This is a genomic window from Pseudoflavonifractor sp. An176, from assembly GCF_002160435.1.
GTDB lineage: Bacteria > Bacillota > Clostridia > Oscillospirales > Oscillospiraceae > Enterenecus > Enterenecus faecium.
This window is the reverse complement of record NZ_NFKO01000019.1, coordinates 1-21,784: the sequence shown is the minus strand read 5'-3', so window position 1 is coordinate 21,784 and position 21,784 is coordinate 1. Positions and strand designations below refer to the sequence as shown.

22 protein-coding genes, 1 pseudogene and 1 riboswitch are annotated in these 21,784 nt (G+C 60.5%); of the genes and pseudogenes, 10 read left to right on the top strand and 13 right to left on the bottom strand.

All coding sequences use genetic code 11. The features are described from left to right. Positions 1-233: 233 nt before the first annotated feature. The 3 genes from B5F12_RS08415 to B5F12_RS08405 all read left to right on the top strand — a co-directional run bounded on the left by B5F12_RS08415 (position 234) and on the right by B5F12_RS08405 (position 2,507). On the top strand, positions 234-1,058 hold the full coding sequence (locus tag B5F12_RS08415; RefSeq protein ID WP_087233162.1) for an Mrp/NBP35 family ATP-binding protein: 825 nt from the start codon (positions 234-236) through the stop codon (positions 1,056-1,058). Positions 1,059-1,239: 181 nt separating this feature from the next. Beyond that, entirely contained in the window at positions 1,240-2,013 is a 774-nt protein-coding gene (locus B5F12_RS08410; protein ID WP_143482363.1) for a HAMP domain-containing sensor histidine kinase, read from the top strand. Continuing rightward, positions 2,010-2,507: a transposase gene (locus B5F12_RS08405; protein ID WP_087233156.1), complete on the top strand. Its 498-nt coding sequence runs from the start codon at positions 2,010-2,012 to the stop codon at positions 2,505-2,507. Before B5F12_RS08410 ends, B5F12_RS08405 begins: the two co-directional genes overlap by 4 nt. 159 nt (positions 2,508-2,666) lie before the next feature. On the opposite strand, the gene B5F12_RS08400 is transcribed toward B5F12_RS08405, so the two are convergent. The 4 genes from B5F12_RS08400 to B5F12_RS08385 all read right to left on the bottom strand — a co-directional run bounded on the left by B5F12_RS08400 (position 2,667) and on the right by B5F12_RS08385 (position 6,535). After that, positions 2,667-3,077, bottom strand: a complete 411-nt coding sequence (locus tag B5F12_RS08400; RefSeq protein ID WP_087233153.1) for a hypothetical protein — start codon at positions 3,075-3,077, stop codon at positions 2,667-2,669. 12 nt (positions 3,078-3,089) lie between these two features. Beyond that, complete coding sequence (locus B5F12_RS08395) at positions 3,090-4,199, bottom strand: hypothetical protein (protein WP_087233150.1); 1,110 nt, start codon at positions 4,197-4,199, stop codon at positions 3,090-3,092. A 117-nt stretch (positions 4,200-4,316) separates the two neighbouring features. Then, a complete protein-coding gene (gene proS / locus B5F12_RS08390; protein WP_087233147.1) occupies positions 4,317-5,759 on the bottom strand; it encodes a proline--tRNA ligase in 1,443 nt (480 codons plus the stop codon). A 134-nt stretch (positions 5,760-5,893) separates the two neighbouring features. Further along, positions 5,894-6,535: a GntR family transcriptional regulator gene (locus tag B5F12_RS08385; RefSeq protein ID WP_087233144.1), complete on the bottom strand. Its 642-nt coding sequence runs from the start codon at positions 6,533-6,535 to the stop codon at positions 5,894-5,896. A gap of 217 nt (positions 6,536-6,752) precedes the next feature. Between B5F12_RS08385 and B5F12_RS08380 the strand changes: the two genes are divergently transcribed. Continuing rightward, positions 6,753-7,685, top strand: coding sequence for a carbohydrate kinase (locus B5F12_RS08380; protein WP_087233141.1), 933 nt, complete (start codon positions 6,753-6,755; stop codon positions 7,683-7,685). Positions 7,686-7,721: 36 nt separating this feature from the next. Here the strand turns inward: B5F12_RS08380 and B5F12_RS08375 are convergent, their stop codons facing one another. Then, entirely contained in the window at positions 7,722-8,666 is a 945-nt protein-coding gene (locus B5F12_RS08375) for an AraC family transcriptional regulator (protein WP_158096784.1), read from the bottom strand. Positions 8,667-8,964: 298 nt separating this feature from the next. On the opposite strand from B5F12_RS08375, the gene xylB reads away from it, so the two are divergent. Further along, positions 8,965-10,446 (top strand): xylulokinase, encoded by a 1,482-nt coding sequence (xylB, locus tag B5F12_RS08370; protein WP_087233135.1) that lies wholly within the window; start codon positions 8,965-8,967, stop codon positions 10,444-10,446. A 35-nt stretch (positions 10,447-10,481) separates the two neighbouring features. Next, on the top strand, positions 10,482-11,957 hold the full coding sequence (locus B5F12_RS08365) for a fucose isomerase (protein ID WP_087233132.1): 1,476 nt from the start codon (positions 10,482-10,484) through the stop codon (positions 11,955-11,957). Between the two features lie 53 nt (positions 11,958-12,010). Here the strand turns inward: B5F12_RS08365 and B5F12_RS08360 are convergent, their stop codons facing one another. The 4 genes from B5F12_RS08360 to B5F12_RS08345 form a co-directional block, all read right to left on the bottom strand. Further along, positions 12,011-12,796, bottom strand: a complete 786-nt coding sequence (locus B5F12_RS08360) for an amino acid ABC transporter ATP-binding protein (protein ID WP_087233129.1) — start codon at positions 12,794-12,796, stop codon at positions 12,011-12,013. Between the two features lie 17 nt (positions 12,797-12,813). Beyond that, the gene (locus B5F12_RS08355) at positions 12,814-13,485 is read right to left on the bottom strand and encodes an amino acid ABC transporter permease (protein ID WP_087233126.1); all 672 of its coding nucleotides are present in this window, start codon (positions 13,483-13,485) and stop codon (positions 12,814-12,816) included. A 302-nt stretch (positions 13,486-13,787) separates the two neighbouring features. Then, positions 13,788-14,588 (bottom strand): transporter substrate-binding domain-containing protein, encoded by an 801-nt coding sequence (locus B5F12_RS08350; protein WP_087233123.1) that lies wholly within the window; start codon positions 14,586-14,588, stop codon positions 13,788-13,790. Positions 14,589-14,740: 152 nt separating this feature from the next. Beyond that, positions 14,741-15,418 (bottom strand): TIGR00266 family protein, encoded by a 678-nt coding sequence (locus B5F12_RS08345; protein ID WP_087233120.1) that lies wholly within the window; start codon positions 15,416-15,418, stop codon positions 14,741-14,743. A gap of 106 nt (positions 15,419-15,524) precedes the next feature. Continuing rightward, positions 15,525-15,597, top strand: a riboswitch (Fluoride riboswitch). Between the two features lie 53 nt (positions 15,598-15,650). On the opposite strand from B5F12_RS08345, the gene B5F12_RS08340 reads away from it, so the two are divergent. From B5F12_RS08340 to B5F12_RS08330, 3 genes and pseudogenes are all read left to right on the top strand, one after another. Then, positions 15,651-16,859 carry a cation:proton antiporter gene (locus B5F12_RS08340; protein ID WP_087233117.1) on the top strand — a complete coding sequence of 403 codons (1,209 nt, stop codon included), beginning with the start codon at positions 15,651-15,653 and terminating at the stop codon, positions 16,857-16,859. Between the two features lie 21 nt (positions 16,860-16,880). Beyond that, positions 16,881-17,549 (top strand): tRNA (N6-threonylcarbamoyladenosine(37)-N6)-methyltransferase TrmO, encoded by a 669-nt coding sequence (gene tsaA / locus B5F12_RS08335; protein ID WP_087233114.1) that lies wholly within the window; start codon positions 16,881-16,883, stop codon positions 17,547-17,549. A 70-nt stretch (positions 17,550-17,619) separates the two neighbouring features. Then, positions 17,620-17,934 (top strand): annotated as a pseudogene (locus tag B5F12_RS08330) (ABC transporter permease); the annotation flags it as partial. A gap of 268 nt (positions 17,935-18,202) precedes the next feature. Here the strand turns inward: B5F12_RS08330 and B5F12_RS08325 are convergent. From B5F12_RS08325 to B5F12_RS08315, 3 genes are all read right to left on the bottom strand, one after another. Beyond that, complete coding sequence (locus B5F12_RS08325; RefSeq protein ID WP_087233111.1) at positions 18,203-18,511, bottom strand: helix-turn-helix transcriptional regulator; 309 nt, start codon at positions 18,509-18,511, stop codon at positions 18,203-18,205. Between the two features lie 38 nt (positions 18,512-18,549). Further along, the gene (locus B5F12_RS08320; protein WP_087233108.1) at positions 18,550-18,888 is read right to left on the bottom strand and encodes a helix-turn-helix transcriptional regulator; all 339 of its coding nucleotides are present in this window, start codon (positions 18,886-18,888) and stop codon (positions 18,550-18,552) included. A 159-nt stretch (positions 18,889-19,047) separates the two neighbouring features. After that, positions 19,048-19,356 carry a helix-turn-helix transcriptional regulator gene (locus B5F12_RS08315; protein WP_168125722.1) on the bottom strand — a complete coding sequence of 103 codons (309 nt, stop codon included), beginning with the start codon at positions 19,354-19,356 and terminating at the stop codon, positions 19,048-19,050. 137 nt (positions 19,357-19,493) lie between these two features. On the opposite strand from B5F12_RS08315, the gene B5F12_RS08310 reads away from it, so the two are divergent. Further along, a complete protein-coding gene (locus B5F12_RS08310; protein WP_087233103.1) occupies positions 19,494-19,973 on the top strand; it encodes an SLOG family protein in 480 nt (159 codons plus the stop codon). A gap of 35 nt (positions 19,974-20,008) precedes the next feature. On the opposite strand, the gene B5F12_RS08305 is transcribed toward B5F12_RS08310, so the two are convergent. After that, a complete protein-coding gene (locus B5F12_RS08305; protein WP_087233100.1) occupies positions 20,009-21,403 on the bottom strand; it encodes a YfcC family protein in 1,395 nt (464 codons plus the stop codon). Between the last annotated feature and the right edge of the window lie 381 nt (positions 21,404-21,784).

The window sequence follows — 21,784 nt, the reverse complement described above, 5'->3', positions numbered from 1 at the left end:
GCGGCACGGATTTCCATAGATCGGGCGTAGGGGAGGGGCTTGCCCCTCCCGAATGTCCCAGGACAATGCCAGGGGAGTGGCGGGCCGGGCAAGCCACGGCCCCTACCACCGTAGAGTAGCTTTTCCCGCCTCACCCGTTGTAACGGGGCACAAACTGTGGTAAAATATCCAAGCCAATTCGAACTTGAGGAAAACGTCTGCCCTCTGGGCAGACTGTATAAGGAGATGTTTCCATGAGTGAATGTACCCACGACTGCTCCAGCTGCAGCTCCAACTGCGGGGAGCGTCAACAGCCCCACGACTTCCGCAAGTCCTGCAACGCCCACTCCCACATCAAAAAGGTGATCGCCGTGGTCAGCGGCAAGGGCGGCGTGGGCAAGTCCACTGTCACCTGCTCTCTGGCCGCCGCCATGGCCGCCCGGGGCAAGAAGGTGGGCATTCTGGACGCCGATATCACCGGCCCCTCCATCCCCCGTGCCTTCGGCATCCACCAGCACGCCATGGGCACCGATGACGGCATCCTGCCGGTGGAGACCGCCGGCGGCATCAAGATGATGAGCCTGAACCTGCTCACCGACAACGAGACCGACCCCGTGATTTGGCGTGGCCCCGTCATCGCCGGAGCGGTGGAGCAGTTCTGGACCGACGTGGTGTGGGGCGAGCTGGACTACCTGTTCGTGGACATGCCTCCCGGAACCGGCGACGTGCCCCTGACCGTGTTCCAGTCCCTGCCGGTGGACGGCGTGGTGGTGGTCACCGCGCCCCAGACCCTGGTGGGCATGATCGTCACCAAAGCCGTGCGCATGGCGGAGATGATGAAGGTGCCCGTGCTGGGCCTGGTGGAGAACTACAGCTTCTTCCGCTGCCCCGACTGCGGCGGCGAGCACCCCATCTTCGGTGCGAGCACCATCGACGCCCTGGGCGCTGAGCTGAACCTGCCTGTGTTGGCCAAGCTGCCCCTGGATTCCGCCCTGGCCAACGCCATGGACGAGGGCACCGTGGAGGGCTACACCCCCAATCCTCTGGCCCAGGTGGCCGCCCAGCTGGACGCTGAATGACAAATGTTCCAATCCGTGACGGTGCGCCGTCACGGATTTGGCATTTTCAGGAAAATTTTTCTGGGGTGCTTGTTGCCCACGTCGAAATCTGGTATAATGGGTCATACTGAACAGGCCCTGATTTTTCCAGAGAGAAATGGGGCTTCTTTGCATAGGATAATGGGCAAGGGAGGCGTGAGGATTGGAACGATGGATGTTGGAGAGCTCCACCGGGGCGCACATGGCGCAGCTGCGGATGCAGCTGGCCCAGATGACCGCCGCCAGTCAGCTGCTGGAGCGGTACGCCACGGATGAAAAGAGCCGCGCGTATCTGAGCACCATCAACCAAAGCGTGTGCCGCATGCTGCGCCTGGTGGGGCGGCTGGAGCTGGCACGGCGGCTCACCGATGAGGACGAGGTGCGCCTGCAAGTGGCTCCCTTGGATATTACCCGCTGGGGCACGGATTTGGCCCGGCGGCTGGAGGGCGCCTTGGCCGGGGCCAACGTCTCCTTTACTTGGGAGGTGGCGCCGGGGCTGTCCGGAGTGGCAGACGGCGGAATGCTGGAGCAGCTGGTGCTGGAACTGGTGTCCAACGCTGCCAAAACGGCCAGCCCCGTGAAGCTGACGGTGCAGCCGGGCACCGGGTCGGTGCGCATCACCGTGTCCGATCAGGGGCCGGGGCTGGATGCCCAGCAGCTGTCCGCCCTCTTTCAGCAGCCCCCTCAGGAGGAGCAGGGCATGGGGGTGGCCCTGGCCCAACAGATTGCCCAGCTCCACGGCGGTCTGCTCATGGCGGACAGCAAGCTGGGCTATGGGGTGAATATGGTGGCGGTGATTCCCCTGCGGGATGGGATGCCGCCCCGCCGCCTGGAGACGCCTCCGCCCCAGTGGGGGGACAACGGGCTGGACCCGGTGCTGGTGGGTTTGAGCGATGTGCTGCCCGCCCGGTCCTTTGCCCCGGATACACTGGGATGAGCGGTGCGGAGCTGCCTCGCCGGAAGCGGATGCGGCTACCCAACTACGATTATGGTACCGCTGGCTACTATTTGGTCACCGTATGCACCCAAGATAACCGCTGTGTGTTGGGCACGGTGGTAGGGGCCGGGCTTGCCCGGCCCGAACTGTCTCCAGTGGGGCAGATGGTACGGGAAGAAGCAGCACGGCTGCCAGAACGCTTTCCCCATGTGGCAGTAGACAAATATGTGATCATGCCCAACCACGTACATGCCATTCTGCGCTTGTCGGCGAGTTCGGCCCCTACGGCATCGTTGCCTGAGATTCTGGGTGCGTTTAAGTCATTGACCACCCGTAGATGGAACCAAGTAAGAGGTGTTATGGGGGAGCGGCTGTGGCAACGCAGCTATTATGACCATGTCATTGGCAACCAAGAAGATTATTTGCGGATTTGGCAGTATATCGAAGAGAATCCCGCCAAGTGGAGGGAGGACAGATACTACCAGCCGTGGTAGGGGCCGGGCTTGCCCGGCCCGTTGCTTTTCCGGCATTGTCCTGGGGGATTCGGGAGGGGCAAGCCCCTCCCCTACGCCAGCAACGCAAGGAGTCGGCGGAAAAACGCAACACCAGCAAACGACCAGGAGCCTTCCATCGTGGAAGGCCCCTGGTCGCTTTTATCGGTATTTCCCCGTCCAGCGGTAGTGCAGGGGGTCAAAGAGCGCCAGACCCAGGACGAAGAGGGTCATATAGAGCACAAACATGGTGTTGATGAGGTACCGGGCGTACACCTCCCAGGCGGGGACAAAGGGGAGGGTGACCCCAAAGACCATGCCCAAGAGGGGCAGGGAGGTGAGGCCGCGGAACAGGTAGTGAAACAGGGCGGTGAGCCGGGGCCGGGGGGAGATGTCCATGAGCCAGGGGAAGAGTTTCTCTCCAGGGGCCTGGCTGAGGTGGGCCTCCACATCCCGGAGGGTCTGCCCGGCGGAGGCCTCCGATAGCCGCCCAATCCAGGCGCAGCAGAACCGACTCAACAGCCAGAATATGGCGCAGATGACGGTGTTGATGACAAACAGGGTGATATCCATAACAGAACCCCCTTAATAGTCGCTCAGATACCCCAAATCATTGAGAAACCACTTCATCCAGGTGGTGTCGTACTGGGGGCAGTAGACATAAAGGATGTTGGTGCCGTCCCGCACCACGACGCCATAGTCTCCCTCGGTCTCCTGGGTGTAGAGGGTGTAGCCCTCCCCGGATTCCTCGGTAATGTCCGGGTCCCGGGCGGCCACCAGCTCATAGAGCTGGTGTTGCAGTCCTTGGGCCAGATCCTTGGCCTGGCTCTCCTGGGTCAGCACCAGATACTCCAGGTGCAGCCCCTCCTCCTCCACCAGAATGCCGTCGGAGAGGATGATGCCGGGGTAGGTGTCAGACAGCTGGCCCACGGCGTTGAGCGGGTGGAAGCCCTCCTGATCCAGGCGGTCGTACATGGCCTGAGCCTCAGGGGTGCCTGCGGAAGTGGGCTGGGCCGAGGGAAATTCGGAGGGCTGGGTGGTGGCCTCCGGGGTGGAGGTGGTGGGACGGGAAAACTTCTGGGAGAGGACGGGGACCAGGACAAAGGCCAGGATGAGCACCACAGCCAGGATGTTCCGGGCATAGCCATTTCGGAAGCGGCGGCGCTCTGTGTCCTCCGTGTCGCCGGTGGCAAAGGGCCCGGTGGGCGTGGAGTCGTAGTACGGCTCACTGGAGTCGTCCGGCTCCTCCGGCTCGTATGGTTTGTAGCGGGAGGTGTCGAAATAGTCGGCGGTCTCGGACTCAATGTACTTCCCGTACCGGAACCCCAGCAGGGTGAGAATGGCCCACACCACCACCATGGTCACCCCCATCACCCAGGTGTAGCGGGAGAACCCTGCCATGGAGAGGGCCACTGCGCCCAGAAGATAGACAACGGTAGGCCAGCTACAGGCGTTGTAGTACCGGGCCATGGTGTAAAACTCTTTGGCGTAGCCGGAGCGGTACTCCAGCCAGCTCATCAGCCTCTCTTGCCGATTCCGGTGCATTCCGTCGTTCCACAACTGGGACAGATAGATCATGGCGTCAGAGGATTTGAGCCCGGCGGTCATGTACAGGTAGCGGGAGAGAATACGGTTGGAGACAAAAGCCAGGAAGGACAGGATGAACAGGAAGAGAAGAAGCATGTCAATATGCATAGAAATCACAAGCCTCCTTTATCGTGTAAGAGTGTTTGGCCATTTTGCAAGTTTTCCATATGCTAACAGGCGTACCATGCCGGGGGACATGATACGCCTGTTATACTTATCTGTCAATTAGTAAGCAACGCCCCAGTACACCATGTGCTTGGCGGGCTTGCCGCACACGGGGCACACGTCGCCCAGGTGCTCCTGCTCCAGGGGGATGCAGCGGGAGGACACGCCCGCCACTTCCTTCATCTTCAGCTCGCAGGCTTCGTCGCCGCACCACATGGTCTTGGCAAAGCCGCCCTGGGTGGCCATCTTCTCCTTGACCTCCTCCAGGGTGGAGCAGGGGTAGGTGTTCTCGTCCAGGTTGCGCTTGGCACGGTCGAAGAGGCTCTGCTGAATCTCCTCCAGCAGGTTTTTCACGGTCTCCTCGATGTTGTCCAGGGAGACGAAGGTCTTCTCGCCGCTGTCACGGCGGGCCAGCACGCACTGGTTCTTCTCCATGTCCTTGGGGCCCAGCTCCAGGCGCAGGGGCACGCCCTTCATCTCATACTCGGCAAACTTCCAGCCGGGAGACTGCTCGGAGGCATCCATCTTCACCCGGATGCCGGCGGCCTTCAGGCGGTCGCACACGGCCTGGTTGGCCTCGATGACCCCGTCCTTGTGCTGGGCCACGGGGATGACGATGACCTGGGTGGGGGCGATGCGGGGGGGCAGCACCAGGCCGTTGTTGTCGCCGTGGGTCATGATGACACCGCCAATGAGGCGGGTGGACACGCCCCAGGAGGTCTCAAAGGGGGTGTGCAGCTGGTTGTCCTTGCCGGCGAAGCTCACGCCGAAGGCACGGGCGAAGCCGTCGCCGAAGTAGTGGGAGGTGCCGGCCTGGAGGGCCTTCTTGTCGTGCATCATGCACTCCACGGTGTAGGTGGCCTCAGCGCCGGAGAACTTCTCCTTATCGGTCTTGCGGCCCTTCACCACGGGCATGGCCAGGTAGTTCTCGCAGAAGTCGGCGTAGATGTTGAACATGCGCTCGGTCTCTTCCATGGCCTCCTGGGCGGTGGCGTGCATGGTGTGGCCCTCCTGCCACAAAAACTCCCGGTGGCGCAGGAAGGGACGGCTGGTCTTCTCCCAGCGCAGCACGGAGCACCACTGGTTGTACAGCTTGGGCAGGTCCCGGTGGGAGTGGATGATGTGGGAGTAGTGCTCACAGAACAGGGTCTCAGAGGTGGGGCGGATGCAGTAGCGCTCCTCCAGCTCCTCGCTGCCGCCGAAGGTGACCCAGGCGCACTCAGGGGCGAAGCCCTCCACGTGGTCCTTCTCCTTCTGGAGCAGGGACTCGGGGATGAGCATGGGCAGATATACATTCTCGTGGCCGGTCTCCTTGAACTTCTCGTCCAGAATCTTCTGGAAGTTCTCCCAGATGGCGTAGCCATAGGGGCGCAGGATAAACATGCCTTTGATGGAAGAATAGTCAATCAGTTCTGCTTTGGTGCACACGTCGGTGAACCACTGGGCAAAGTCGGCCTCCATATCGGTGATCTGGCTGACCTGTTTGCTTTTGTCTTGTGCCATAAAACTCTCATTCCTTTTTCAAATAATAAAGGTATCGTAACTATGTATTTTATGGGCCAGAGGGCAAAAAGTCAAGAGCAGAGCGCAAAAAGAAGGGGCTTTGACCCAACGAATCAAAGCCCTTTTGCGTGTATTTACAGTAGAGTTTCGCTAACTGCCCGTTCCACCCGCTGTGCGTTGGCCTTCAGGGCCTTGCAGATCTCCTCCGGCTGGTTGTGCTCCACCCCGGCCAGCATGGCCCGGAAGTCCGAGAGATTGGCCGAAAGGTCCATGCCGTGGGCGGTGTACAGGTTGCGCAGCAGCAGCTGTTGGCCCTGAATGGCCAGCATACTCTTGTCCAGACGGCGGTTGCCGCAGTGGACGTAAAATACCTCCATAAACCGGTGCACCCCCACCGCCAGCTGCTGGGGCGTCCGGGCGGCCTCAAATTCCGCCAGACGTTCCGCCAGGTGCTGGGCCAGGACCTGGTGGTCCTCCCGCTCCATGGACAGCCGGGCGGCGGCACAGTGGAGGGTGGTGGCCAGCTGGGTGATCTCCTCCACGTCCTTGGCGTCCAGGGTCAGCACCCGGGCGCCCACGTTGTTCTCGTAGGCAATGAGCCCTTCCTGTTGCAGGCGGTTGATAGCCTCCCGGATGGGGGTGCAGCTGACACCCAGGGAGTCCTGAAGTTCGTTGACGTTGACCCGGCTGCCCAGGGGCAGACGCAGGGAAATGATATCGCTGCGCAGACGATCGTAGACCTGATCCACCAGCGACCGTTTTTTGATGGAAGCCATGCGGATACCTCCCAATCCGTGGAACCCCCGCAGCAGGGGGCCACAATTGTTTCTTGCAGTATCTTGCAGTATACAGGATAGCAGATTGGGCGGAGAAAGGCAAGAAAAAGGACGGGGGGCCCGGGGAAAAGTTCCCAGCGCCCCCCCTTGTCACCGGAGGGAAAACGTGATACAATTTTCTATATGAAAACGATTTCATTCGGGAGGAGAGAGCGTCATGCGCATTGTCACCATCGGCGAAATTCTCATTGATTTGACCCAGACCGGATATAACCAGCAGAACATCCCCATGTATGCCGCCAATCCCGGCGGCGCTCCCGCCAACGTGGCGGTGGCGGCGTCCCGCCTGGGGGCGGACACCGCCTTCGTGGGCATGGTGGGCTCCGACGGCTTCGGCACCTACCTGGCCCAGGTCCTAAAGGAAAACAACGTCAGCACCCAGGGCCTGCGGGTGGGCCAGGGGGCCACCACCCTGGCGGTGGTGTCGGTGAGCGCCCAGGGGGAGCGCTCCTTCCAGTTCATGCGGGGCGCGGACGCCAACCTGACCGCAGACCAGGTGGACCGGGACCTCATTGCCGGGGCGGGTATTGTCCACTTCGGCTCGGTGAGCCTCACCGCCGACCCCGCCCGCACCGCCACCCTCCACGCCGTGGAGCTGGCCAAACAGCAGGGGGTGACGGTGAGCTACGACCCCAACTACCGGGCCGCTCTGTGGGAGAGCCAGGACCAGGCGGTGGAGTGGATGCGCCGCCCCCTGTCCAGCGTGGACATTTTGAAGCTGTCCGACGAGGAGATGGAGCTGCTCTCCGGCTCCAATGACCCCGAGACCTGTAGTCAGGTGATGGCAGACAAGGGCATTTCCCTGGTGCTCATCACCCTGGGTTCTGAGGGCGTGTTCTACCGATTGGGCGAGCACACGGGCGTCGTCCCCGGCGTACCCACCAAGGTGGCGGACACCAACGGGGCTGGAGACACCTTCTTCGGGGCGGTGCTCAGCCGCCTGAGCCGCCGCACCCAGGGAGCCCTGGAGGGCTTGACCAAAGAGGAGCTGGAGGAGATTCTCACCTTTGCCAACCGGGCGGCCTCGGTGACCTGCTCCCGCAGCGGCGCCATTCCCGCCATGCCCACCCTGGAGGAGCTGGCCCAGTAAAACCAAATGAAACACCTGAAAGGGCCGAGAGAGGCGTTACGCCTCCCTCGGCCCTTTTTCTGTGTACTGCTGTTCCAGCCGGTCCAGCAGCTGCAAACTCCCCTCCGGGGAGTAAAACCGCTCCGCCGAGTCCAGGGTGGGCTGGGGCTGGGTGGTCTGGGAATGTTTTGGCCGACGGCGGTAGGCCTCGGGGGTCATGCCGAAGTGGGTCTGAAACATCCGGGAGAAGTAGCGGTAGTCGGAGAATCCCGACTCCATGCACACCGCCAGCATCCCCTTGTTGGTGGTGGCCATGAGGTGACAGGCGTGGTGGAAGCGCACGGTGGCCACATACTCCTGGAAGCTGTGGCCCAGCATCTCCCGGGCGAAGTGGGATAGGTAGCTCAGAGAGCGGCGCTCCTGCCGGGCAAAGTCGGACAGGCGGATTTTGTGGGCGAAATTTTCCTGTACAAAGGCCACCAGCCGCATGAGCCGGGCGCTGCGCCGCTCCCGTTCTGCCGCCTCCTGTTCCGTGACCTGACGCACGGGCAGGCGGGTGAGGAGAAGATAGAGAATCTGGTTGACCCGCCCCAGGCAGTCCAGCTGGTAGAAGGGCGGGCGCTGGAGATAGCGGCGAAACAGGGCGATGAGGGAGGTTTTCAGCCGGGCCGTCTCCTCTCCGGACAGATGGGCGGCGGGAAAGATGGTCTCAGTGTACACCCGTTGGGCGGCGGGAAAGGCGGCGGGGTCCAACTGGAGGCACAAAAAGGTGCAGCTGCCCTCCACCTTGTGAAACTCATGGGGCTGGCCGGGGCTAAACAGCACCAGCTCCCCCGGCTCCACCCGGTGCTCCTGTCCACCGCAGGACACCAGCAGCGGCTGGTCCAGCACCCACACCAGCTCCCAGTCCAGGTGGATGTGGAGGGAGCGGTGGTCCAGGGTGTTGAAAAACAGATGGACGCCCCCCAGGTGAGGATGTTGGACAATTTCCAGGGTCGCCACAGGCCACACCTCCCAAATCGTAAATTTGTATAAGAAATTGTACTCGCCTTGGGGAGAAAATGCAATGGGGTTGTCCGGTTCAAATGGAGAGAAAACAGCGAGTATACACCAAATAAGTTCGTAAAATTTCAAAACTGACAAAACGGACAAAAGAGGAACGCCCAAAATGTGCACAACGGCTAATATACAAAAACAGCACATTTGTCTAATCACCACAGCAAACTAGTCAAGGACGGCAGGGGGCGGGGGTGGTATGGTAACAGCAGAATGTAACGCAAAGACCGGGAGGCGAGAGACCTTGTACTATATTGGCATTGATTTGGGCACGTCCGCCTGCAAATTCCTGCTGGTGGATGGGGCGGGAACGGTGAGCCGCACGGTGAGCCGGGACTACCCCCTGTATTTTCCCCAGCCTGGCTGGAGTGAACAGAATCCCCAGGACTGGTGGACGGCCTGTATGTCCGGCATCCCTCAGCTGCTGGAGGGGGTGGACCCCGCCCAGGTGGCGGGCATCGGGGTGGGGGGCCAGATGCACGGCCTGGTGGCTCTGGACGACCAGGGGCAGGTGCTGCGCCCCGCCATTTTGTGGAACGATGGCCGCACTGCCCCCCAGGTGGACTGGCTCAACCATCAGGTGGGCCGGGAGGTGCTCAGCCGCCACACCGCCAACATCGCCTTTGCGGGCTTCACCGCCCCCAAGCTGCTGTGGATGGCCCAGAATGAGCCGGATTTGTTCGCCCGCATCCACAAAATCCTCCTGCCCAAGGACTACCTGGTGTACTGCCTCACCGGGGCGTACGCCACCGACTACTCCGACGCCTCGGGGACGCTGCTGCTGGACGTGGAGCACAAGACCTGGAGCCGGGAGATGCTGGAGTTGTGCCACCTGAGGGAGGACCAGATGCCCACCCTCCACGAGAGCTGGGAGCGGGTGGGGGCTCTGCGGGAGGACGTGGCCCAGGCCCTGGGGCTGTCCCCCAACACTCTGGTGTGCGCCGGGGCGGGGGACAACGCCGCCGCTGCGGTGGGCACCCAAACCGTGGGGGACGGCAAGTGCAACATCAGCTTGGGCACCTCCGGCACCATTTTCATCTCCTCCACCCAGTTCCGGGTGGACCCCAACAACGCCCTTCACGCCTTTGCCCACGCCGACGGGGGCTGGCACCTCATGGGGTGTATGCTGTCGGCGGCCTCCTGCAACGCCTGGTGGTGTGACAACATCCTGGGTACCTCGGACTACGCCGCCCAACAGGCCCCCATTTCCCAGGACAAGCTGGGGCGGGGCCATGTGTATTTCCTCCCCTATCTCATGGGGGAGCGCAGCCCCATCAACGACACCGACGCCCGGGGCGTGTTTTGGGGCTTAACCATGGACACCACCCGGGCGGACATGACCCAGGCGGTGCTGGAGGGGGTGGCCTTCGCCATCCGGGACTCCCTGGAGGTGGCCCGCAGCCTGGGACTGAACATCCCCCGGTCCGGCCTATGCGGCGGGGGCAGCAAGTCGCCGTTGTGGCGTACCATTCTGGCCAACGTCCTGGGCATTCCCCTGGACACCATGGCCACCGAGCAGGGGCCGGGGTACGGAGCTGCCATACTGGCCATGGTGTGCTGCGGGGCCTTTGACAGGGTCCAGCAGGCCGCCCAGGCCCTGGTGCAGGTGAAGGACACCGTGGAGCCCCAGCCGGAGCTGGTGGCCCGGTATGAGGCCAAGTATCAGAAATTCCGCCAGATCTATCCCGCCTGCCGGGGGCTGTTTGCCACCCTGGCCCAAGACTAAGAGTATATTTTGAACCTGTAAGGAGGGTTTTTATCATGTTTGACAATATTCCTGAGGTAAAGCTGGGCTTAATCGCCGTGTCCCGCTCCTGTTTCCCCGCCGCTCTGTCCCAGCGCCGCCGGGCCGCCCTGGTGGCCGCCTATGGGGAGGGCGTGTATGAGTGCCCCGTCACCGTGGAGACCGAGCTGGACGCCCGGGCCGCCGTGGACGACGTGAAGGGGGCCGGGGTCAACGCTTTGGTGGTGTTTTTGGGCAACTTCGGCCCCGAGACCCCGGAGACCCTCATCGGCGAGTGGTTTGACGGCCCTGTGATGTACGTGGCCGCCGCCGAGGGAGACGGCGACCTCCACGATGGCCGTGGCGATGCCTACTGCGGCATGCTCAACTGCTCCTATAACCTGGGGCTGCGGGGCCTGCGGGCCTACATCCCCGAGTACCCCGTGGGAACTGCTCAGGACCTGGCCCACGCCATGGAGGAGTTTGTCCCCATCGCCCGGGCCATTCTGGGCCTCAAGGGTCTGAAAGTCATCACCTTTGGCCCCCGTCCCGACGATTTTCTGGCCTGCAACGCCCCCATCAAGGCCTTGTACGACCTGGGCGTGGCGGTGGAGGAGAACTCCGAGCTGGACCTGTTGGTGGCCTACAACAAGCACACCAACGACCCCCGCATTCCCGCCAAGATGGCGGAGATGGAGGCGGAGCTGGGGGACCACAACCCCTACGCCGGCATTCTGCCCCGTCTGGCCCAGTATGAGCTGACCCTGGAGGACTGGGCCCGGGACCACAAGGGGACTCGCCAGTATGTGGCCTTTGCCAACAAGTGCTGGCCCGCCTTCCAGACCGAGTTCAAGTTCGTGCCCTGCTACGTCAACAGCCGCCTGGCCGCCCGGGGCATCCCCGTGGCCTGCGAGGTGGATATCTACGGGGCCCTGTCCGAGTACATCGGGGTGTGCGTCTCCGGCGGGCCTACCACCCTGCTGGACATCAACAACACCGTGCCCCAGTCCATGTATGACCAGTGCGTGCGGGGCAAGTACGACGTGCGCCTGAACGAGACCTTTATGGGCTTCCACTGCGGCAACACCAGCTGTTCCCTGCTGAAAAATCCCCACATGGGCTATCAGCTCATCATGAAGCGGGACCTGGAGCCCGAGCTGGCCGAGCCGGATATCACCCGGGGCACCATGGAGGGCAACATCAAGGCCGGAGACATCACCTTCTTCCGCCTCCAGAGCACCGCCGACACCCAGCTGCGGGCCTACATCGCCCAGGGCCAGGTGATGGATGTGGACTGCCAGAGCTTTGGCTCCATCGGCGCCTTTGCCATCCCGGAGATGGACCGCTTCTACCGCCATGTGCTGCTGGCCAAGCGCTATCCCCACCACGGGGCTGTGGCCTTCGGCCACCACGGCAAGGCCCTGTACGAGGTGTTCAAGTACCTGGGTGTGGGGGATATCGCCTACAACCAGCCCAAGAGCCTGCCCTATCCCGACGAGAACCCCTTTGCCTGAGAGAACAGAAAAAACATCCACATGGACCCAGGTCCATGTGGATGTTTTTTTGCTTATTCTTGGGTGTATCCGGCCAAAAACTGCCGGGTGCGCTCCTCTTGGGGGTTCTCGATGACCTGTCGGGCGGGGCCTCGCTCCACAATGAGGCCCCCATCCATGAACATCACCTCGTCGGCCACGTCCCGGGCGAAGGCCATCTCGTGGGTGACGATGATCATGGTGGTCTTCTGTTCCACCAGGCCCCGGATGACCCGCAACACCTCTCCGGTGAGCTCCGGGTCCAGGGCGGAGGTGGGCTCGTCAAAGCACAGGATATCCGGCTTCAGGGCCAGAGCCCGGGCGATGGCCACCCGCTGCTGCTGGCCGCCGGAGAGCTGGCTGGGGTAGTGGCTTGCCCGCTGCTCCAGGCCCATTTTGGTGAGCAGTTCCAGGCCCTCCTGCTGAATCTCCTCCAAAATGGCCTTTTTGTTGGCCTTGAAGTCGGGCCGCTCCCGGGCCAGCAGTTCCTTGGCCAGGGTCACGTTTTTCAGGGCCGTATACTGGGGAAACAGGTTGAAGGACTGAAACACCATGCCGAAGTGGAGGCGTTTTTTGCGGATTTCGGCATCGGTCTGGCTGCGGCAGTTGGCGGCGTCAAAGATGACGTTGCCCCCCACCGAGATGGTGCCCTGATCCGGGGTCTCCAGGAAGTTCAGGCACCGCAGCAGGGTGGTCTTACCGCTGCCCGAGGAGCCGATGATGGCCAGGGCCTTGCCCTGCTCCAAATCAAAGCTGATATCCTCCAGCACCCGGGTGGAGCCAAAGTGTTTTTCCAGGTTATTTACCTCTAAGATTGCCATATGTCACACCCGCCTTTTCAGGAGAAATAGTCCAGCTTCTTTTCCAGCCGCCCCAACAGCAGGGTGAGCAGGCCGTTGAAGACCAGATAGTACACGCCGGTGAAGAACAGGGGCCACAGCAGGCCACGGTAGCCGTGGGAGCTTTTCAGGAAAGCCTCGCCCGCCCACAGAAGCTCTTGCAGGGAGATGACGCCGGCCAGAGCGGTGTCCTTTAACAGGGTGATGACCTCGTTGGACATGGGGGGCACGATGCGTTTGATCATTTGCAGCAGGGTGACGTGGAAGAAAATCTGGCCCCTGGTCATGCCCAGTACCTGCCCCGCCTCTTGCTGTCCCTTGGGAACGCCCTGAATGCCGCCTCGGTAGATTTCCGAGAAGTAACAGGCGTAGTTGAGAATGAAGGTGACACTGGCGGCGATAAACCGTCCGGAATCGCCAGCGGGCCAGGGGTTTTCAAAACCGGGAATCATGCCCGGGACGTAGAAGATAACGAACAGCTGGAGCATCAGCGGGGTGCCCCGGATGACCCACACCAGCGCTCGGGAGAACCACCGCAGGAGGAAAAAGCGGTTCATGGAGCCCCAGCAGATGATTAATCCCAGGGGAAGCGCCCCCAATAGGGTGACGAAAAATAGTTTGAGCGTCTGGACAAAGCCCTCGTTCAGCGCTCCAATGACGGTTGCAAACATGTCAATACCACCTTAATATGCTTCTCAAAAATGCTTGCATTTTTGAGAGAAAGTGCAGCCCGCTGCATGCACCCTTGGGTCAAAGGGCGACCCAAGGCCACACTGGCGGGCTGAGAAGTGTTTTTTCCGATGCGCATGTCCCCGGAAAAAACAGATTTCAATTTATTTTCCCGCCCCTCGGCGGGAAAACTCTGCCGAGGGCTTATGATCCTGCAAAATAATCTGAATATCTTACATGGAATTTGCTTTTTCATGATCTGACCGAAGGCAGAGCATCCGCTCTGCCTTCGGTTGTGTCCGTGTTATGGCTGTTCCACCAATTTCTCGGCGATGCCGTACTTCTCCGCCACCTTCTGCATGGTGCCGTCGGCATACTTCTCGGCGAAGAACTCGTTGAGCTTTTCCGCCAGGTCGGAGCCTTTGCGGAAGCCCACGCCGTACTGCTCGTCGGCCAGAGACACGGTGTAGGTGAGATTCTCATAGCTGGTGCCCTCACCCGTGGAGGCCACAGCCATGAGGTAGTCGATGATGGCCGCATCCGAGGTGCCGGAGGCCACTTCCAGCAGAGTGTTGGCCTGACTCTTGGCGGGGGTGTAGTTGAGAGAGTAGGCCTCCGCCTGCTCCATGCCTGCCGACCCGCTTTCCACGGAGAAGCTCAGGTCCTTGATGCTGTCCACCGTCTGGTACTTGTCCGCCTGGTCGGCCTTGACCACCACCACCTGGGCGTTGTTGAAATAGGGGTTGGAGCACTCCATGGCCTCCTTCACGTCCTCGGTGAGGGTCATGCCGTTCCAAGCCACGTCAATGGTCTTGCCGTCCAGTTCCATGATCTTGCTGTCCCAGTCGATGAGCTGGAACTCCACGTCCACCCCCAGGCTCTCGGCAAAGAGGGTGGCCATGTCGGCGTCGAAGCCCACCCAGTTGCCATTCTCGTCCTGATAGTCCATGGGCTCAAACTCGGTGATGCCCACCACCAGGGTGCCCTTGTCCTGGACATAGGCCAGATCGCTGGTGGGTTCGGTGTTTTTCGCGTCTTTTCCGCTGCAAGCGGCCAGGCTCAGCCCCATGGCCAGGGCCAGCGCCAGAGAAATCATCTTTTTCATATCCTCATATCCTCCTCATTGGGGCCCTCCTGTGGGTGGAGGAGCCAGTGACGGTATTTTAGCACAGTAATGAGATAATGTAAAGAGGTAAAAAAGAAAAGTTGTCCCCGGCGGAAGGACAGTTCCGCCGGGGACGCACAGATGTACACAAATTAGCCGTTGCCGGTGGGGATGAAGGGGCGGATGGCCATGGCCACATTGGAGATGGGCATGGTCTGGAGCCACACTTTGCCGGGACCGGTGAGCAGGGTGTTGAAGAGACCCTCACCGCCCAGAAACTTGTTTTTTAGCCCGGGCACCTGCTGGATGTCCATGGTGACGGTGGGGGAGAAGCCGGCCACGTTGCCGGTGTCCACCACAATCTGCTGACCAGGGGCCAGGTCGTACTCGATGAGCTCGCCGTCAATTTCCGCAAAGGCCATCCCGCGCCCGGACAGGCGCTGCATGATAAAGCCCTCGCCGCCGAAGAAGCCAGCCCCCAGCTTGCGGCTGAAGTGGATGGACAGGTCCACCGTGGATTCTGCGGCCAAGAAGGCGTTTTTCTGCAAGATCATCTCCTGGCCGGGTCCGATGTTCAGGGGCATGATCTTGCCGGGGAAGCTGGAGCCAAAGGCGATCATGCCCTGGCCCCGGGCGGTGTAGATGTTCTGGAACATGCTCTCTCCTGAGAAGGCCCGGGAAAACATCTTGCCCAGACCGCCCCCGGAGGTCTCCATGGCCATGTTGGGGCTCATCCACACCATGGAGCCCCGCTCGGTGATCATTTGCTCCCGGTCCTGCAAGTGGCAGATGACCACGGGAAATGCACCGCCGGTAATTTCGTATCTCATAGAAACCCTCCCTTTTTGTATCTAGGATATGATTATCATACCTGTGGGACAAGGGGGCTGTCAAGGGCAGAAAAAGTCCTTTACAAACCCAGATAAGTGGGCTATAATCTCCTGTGGGAATGAAGTTCTCCCACGGGCAACCGAAACCGCTGTGTTCAGCTGATGACTTCTGTGATTTATTTTGGTCACAGGGGGCATTGGCTTTTTTTGTGGCCACAAGGAGGAAACCAACATGTTAACATCCCTGGCACTCATATTCCTGGTGGGCCTATCCATGGCGGGCATCATCCAGCAGCTCAAGCTGCCCCGCATCATCGGTATGCTCATCACCGGCATTGTGGTGGGCCCCTACGTGTTTAATTGGCTGGACCCGTCCATTCTGTCCATCTCGGCGGAGCTGCGCCAGATGGCCCTCATCATCATCCTGCTCAAGGCGGGCCTGTCGCTCAACCTGTCCGACCTGAAAAAGGTGGGCCGTCCGGCGGTGATGATGTCCTTTGTCCCCGCCAGCTTTGAGATTTTGGGCTATGTGCTGGTGGCCCCCCACCTGCTGGGGGTCAACATCATGGAGGCCGCCGTCATGGGCGCCGTGCTGGGGGCGGTGTCCCCGGCGGTGGTGGTGCCCCGGATGGTGCAGCTGATGGAGACGGGGTACGGCACCCAAAAGGGCATCCCCCAGATGATTCTGGCCGGGGCCTCCTGTGACGACATCTTTGTCATCGTCCTCTTCACCACCTTTACCGGCATGGCCCAAGGTGGCAATCCCCAGCTCATGGACTTTGTCAACATCCCCGTGTCCATCGTCCTGGGCGTGGCTCTGGGCGCTGTGGTGGGGTGGCTCCTCAGCCGCTTTTTCGAGACCGCCTACGCCCACCAGCACTGTGTGCGCAACAGCACCAAGGTCATCATCGTCCTGGGCGTGTCCTTCACCCTCATGGCAGTGGAGACCTGGCTGGAGGGCATCGTGTCGGTGTCCGGTCTGCTGGCCGTGGTGAGCATGGCCTGCGTGCTGAAAATCAAGAGCCCTGCCTTTGTCTCCAAGCGCCTGTCTGAGAAGTTCGGCAAGCTGTGGATTGCCGCTGAGGTCATCCTCTTCGTGTTGGTGGGCGCCGCTGTGGATATCCGCTACACCATGAGCGCCGGAGGGGCCGCTGTGCTCATGATTCTGTGCGCCCTGGTGTTCCGGGCCGTGGGCGTGTGCCTGTGCGTGGCGGGCACCAAGCTCACCCGGAAGGAGCGCCTGTTCTGCGTCATCGCCTACCTGCCCAAGGCCACGGTGCAGGCCGCCATCGGCTCGGTGCCCCTGGCCATGGGCCTGCCCTGCGGACAGATTGTGCTGTCTGTGGCGGTGCTGGGCATTCTCATCACCGCACCCCTGGGGGCCATCGGGATGGACGCCGCCTATCGGAAGCTGCTGACCCGGGAGAACTTGGAAGAATAAGAGTACAAACGAGGTGTTTTCATGGAACCCATCGCCCACATTCATACGGATTTCACCAGTAAATTCGGGGTCCCCCGCCAGGCGGGGCTGGTGAAGGAGCTCCGGGCCGCCATTGTCTTTGCCCCGGAGTATCGCAACCCGGAGGCGCTGCGGGGCTTAGACGGCTTCTCCCACCTGTGGCTCATCTGGGAGTTCTCCCAGTGTGTGGGAAAGCCCTGGTCCCCCACGGTGCGCCCGCCCCGGCTGGGGGGCAACGCCCGTATGGGGGTGTTTGCCACCCGGTCCCCCTTCCGGCCCAACCCCATCGGCCTGTCCTGCGTGGAGCTGGTGGGGGTGGAGGAGCATACCCCCCAGGGCCCGGTGATTTACGTGGCGGGGGCGGACCTCATGGACGGCACCCCCATCTATGACATCAAGCCCTATGTGCCCTATGCCGACTGCCACCCCGAGGCGGTGGGAGGCTTTGCCCAGGACGCCCCGGAGCAAAAGCTGAAGGTGGAGATTCCGCCGCACCTGCGCTGCCTCATCCCCGAGGGGAAGCGGGAGGCCCTGGTGGGAGTGCTGGCCCAAGACCCCCGGCCCCCCTACCAGCGGGACAGCCAGCGGGTGTACGGCTTCGGCTTTGGCGGGCTGGAGGTGCACTTCACCGTGGACAACGGCGTAGCTCGCATCGTGGACATCCACGGGTGAGGGGGACGCTGGTATGGACATGATACGCACCACGGAAGCCCTAACATTCCAGGACTTCCTCCGCTACCCGGCCCTTCGGGTGGAGGAGGGGGAGTTTGCCTTTGTCACCGGGCGCAGCGGGGCGGGGAAGAGCACCTATCTGCGGCTTTTGGTGGTGCTGGTGGTGATGCGGGTATGCCGCATCGACCAGACCCGTCTGCTGGTGGTGTCCAGCATGAAGATGACGGTGCAGCTCATCCTGGCGGGACTCATCCTCACCTACATCTTTGAGCACCCCCACCCCCTGTTTGTGGTGGCCTACCTGGGGGCTATGATGGGATTTTCCATCCACCGGGTACTGAGCAAGACGCTGTACGACAAGAAGCGGCAAATCATTCAACTGTAAAAACGCTAAAACACCCAGAGTATACCGTTTCTTCGGTGTGCTCTGGGTGTTTTTGAACTAGCTAGCTAAGATTAGCAAAATATTTTTGCAAAATCAAGAGAATTAAGCAAAGTGATTTAGCTTAATTTTAAATTAAGCTAAATATTTTGTAGATTTATGAGAAATAAACAAACTAACTTTGCATTTATAATTTGTGGATCGGGGACAAGACACAAAGCGGGGATAAAAATAGACGATACAGAATGGAAGCTGTATCGTCTATTTTTGATTACTTTTGTAAGCCTTTCGCCAGGGCAATGAGGAGGTCAAGCTGTTCGCCTGATAGCCCTTTTGCGATGGCGTATAGCTCAGAGGCTTTGGTGGGATTTTGCGTCTCCGTATCGAATAGCTCCTTGGGGGTAATGCCCAAGTAGTCACAGATATTAAAAATTCCGGTGAGAGAAGGCATGGATTTTCCCGTTTCAATGTTATTGATGTAGCCGGGATTTTGCCCCATGGATAGGCTCATATCACGAGCGGAAACGCCTTTGTCTGTTCGGAGTTTGGCCAAACGCAGGGAAAATTCTTGTTCCGTCATGCAATCATCACCATGCCCACGAAAATGGGAGCAGCAACTCAGTTCGAATGAAAGAGAAGCAAGCACTCATCAATGATATTTTCGATGTGTTGAAGCTGAGATGGCGTAAGCTTTTCTAGTTTGCGGGAGAGCAACAGGAGGTCTTTGTCAATTACGTCCCCTGTGAGCAGGTAATCCGCACTGACACCCAGGGCAGAGGAGATTTTTAAAAGATTTTCCGGCCTCATGGCCCGTTTGCCTGCCTCTGCATAGGACACAAACTGAGTGGTCATATCGCCCTTTTCTGCCAGGGCTTCTTGTGTCAGACCCAGCTGCTTGCGGCGCTCTGTGATGCGATGACCGATTTCTTTCAAACACAAATCGTTGTCAGACACCATCTCACCTCCTTCTCATATTGTTAAATTATATCAACAAGATGAAAAATTATAAGCGCAAGTTGTTGACTTAAATCCACAATGCGATATAATAGAACAAGTAAAAACCCATTTGTGAGGCGGGGGTGTTTCCGCTCACAAATGGGGTGATACGAGAAGGAGTTATCTCTGTAAGCCTTTTGCCAGGGCAATGAGGTGGTCTAGTTGCTCAGGCTCCAAGGTTTTGGCCACTTCCAAGAGCTCCGAGGCTTTGGAGGGGGCGGTGGTCTGGGTGTCGAAGAAGTCCCTCGGGGAAATCCCCAGATAGTCGCAGATGTAGAAAAATGCCGCCATAGATGGCAAATTAACACCATTTTCGATGTTGCTGATATATCCGGAACTTTGTCCGATGGAAAGACTCATATCTCTGGCAGACACCCCTTTTTGTACCCGAAGTTGGGTCAGCCGTTTGATAAATTCCTCTTTCTCCACAGTCTCCACCACCTTTTGTATGATTGTACTATATGGTATGTGAAAAACTGTATAGTTCATTCATTGATTTAAATCTGAGTAACTACTATAATTAGACATAAGGTGGATAATATACAAATAGAATAGATGTGAGAGACATGAGAGAACAGACCGCTTGTTTTACCGGACACCGTACCATCCCGCCCCAGCAGCTGGAGGACTTGGCCCAGCGGCTGCGGGCAGCGGTGGAGGATGCCATTGGTCGGGGATATCGCTATTTTGGGGCGGGGGGTGCCTTGGGATTTGACACGCTGGCGGCCCAGACGGTGCTGGAGCTGAAAAGAGACCACCCCCACATCCGCCTCATTTTGGTGCTGCCCTGTCGGTCTCAGGCTGAGCGATGGAATAGGGAGCAGCAGCAGACCTATGAGGCCATCAAGGCCCAGGCGGACAAGGTGGTGTACACGTCTCGAGGGTACCACCGGGGATGTATGCACGTGCGCAACCGCCATCTGGTGGACCACAGCAGTCTGTGCATCAGCTATCGGACCCAGCCCACGGGCGGGACCGCGTACACGGTGGACTATGCCACGGCCCAGGGGCTGGAGGTGGTGAACCTGGGGGACACACCACGATAAAAAGCACACGCTGAAACGCTCAGCGTGTGCTTTTACTATGCCAGGGCCCCCAGAGCCAAGAACATGAGGGACAGCACCAGCAGGATGGCCAACAGTTTCCAGATAAACTTTAAAAACGCCCCATAGGGCACATGGCCCAGGGCCAGGGCCCCCATGACCACGGCGCTGGTGGGGGTGATGAGATTGATAAGCCCCGAGGCGGTCTGAAAGGCGGTGATGACCACCTCTCGCCCCACCCCCGCAAAGTCCGCCAGAGGGGCCATAATGGGCATGGACAGGGTGGCCAGCCCCGAGGAGGAGGGGATGAGGAAGGACAGGGGCAGGTAGAGAAGGAAGGTGAGCAGGGTAAAGCTCACCGCCCCCGCCCCTCGCAGGGCCTGTTCCCCCCAGTAGAGCACCGTGGCGGTGATCTGGCCCCCATTCATGATGACGGTGATACCCCGGGAGATGCCGATGATAAAGGCCACCCCCAGAAGGTCCGCGGCCCCGTGGATGAAGGCCCCCACCGTCTCCTCCTCCCCCAGCCCGCAGCACACCCCCACCAGGATGGAGGCGGCCAGGAACAGGGCGGAGAGCTGGGGGAACCACCAGCCCAGGGTGGGCAGGGGCAGCCCCATGTCGTCAAAGGGAATGACGGCGTAGATCATCACCAGGAAGGTGAGGGCAAAGAGGGCCAGGGCCAGAGACTGCACCCAGGTCAGCTTGGCCCCGTCCGAACCCTGGGCGGCAAAGCGGGCGGTGTAATCCGCCCGACGGCTGGCCATGAGGGAGGTCTCCGGGTGGGCTTTGACCCGGGCGGCGTAGCGCATCACAAAGTAAATGGACGCCGCCAGCATCACCACCAGCATGATGACCCGCAGCAGCATCCCGGTGCCCAGGGACACCCCGGCAAAGCCAGCGGCGATGCCGGTAGCGAAGGGGTTGACGGTGGAGGCCAGAGTGCCCACCCCGGCCCCCACCAAAATCACCGCCACAGCGGTGATAGGGTCATACCCGGCGGAGATGAAAATGGGGAGCACCAGAGGGTAAAAGGCGATGGTCTCTTCCGCCATGCCGAAGGTGGTGCCCCCCAGGGCGAACACCAGCATCAAAATGGGGATGAGCAGGGTCTCCTTGCCCCGGAGCTTGGCCACCAAGGCGGAGATGCCCCGGTCAATGGCCCCGGTTTTGCCCACCACCCCAAGAAAACCACCCACCATGAGGATAAAGGCGGCAATGTCGATGGCCTCGTATAACCCCTCCAGGGGGGCGGTGAACACCGAGGTGATGGGCTGCCCCTGCTGGGGAATCTGCTCATAGGTGCCCGCCACAGGCTCCCCCTCCGCTCCCGTCTGGTAGCGTCCGGCGGGGATGACCCAGGTGAGAATGGTCATCACCAGCAGCAGGGAGAGGAGGATGGTGTAGGCGGTGGGCATGCGAAAGGATTTCATAGTGTACCTCCTTACGGAGAAATGAATACAGGCTTGCCAGCCTGGTGGGGACGCTCCCCGCTAGGGGTGACTTTTGTTCGGGCAAAAGTCACCAAAACCCGCCCAGGGCGTTCCCCCCTAGGTACCCCCCTGGGGTACTGGGCCGAAACTGCGTCAAGTCTAGGCTCGGCCCGTCATCCTTGCTGTGGTTCCTGGCACTGCCATGACACCAGGCTACCCTGGGCAGCTGGCCCTATGGCTGGGTGCGTTCCATATCCGGGCCTACCCTGGAGAAGCGGCGTTCCCGCCGCCGGGGGTTTTGCTGCACCATCCTGTTGCGCTGCGGTAAGGGCCGTGGCTTGCCCGGCCCGTTGGTTCCCTTGTATTGCCCTGGGGGATTCG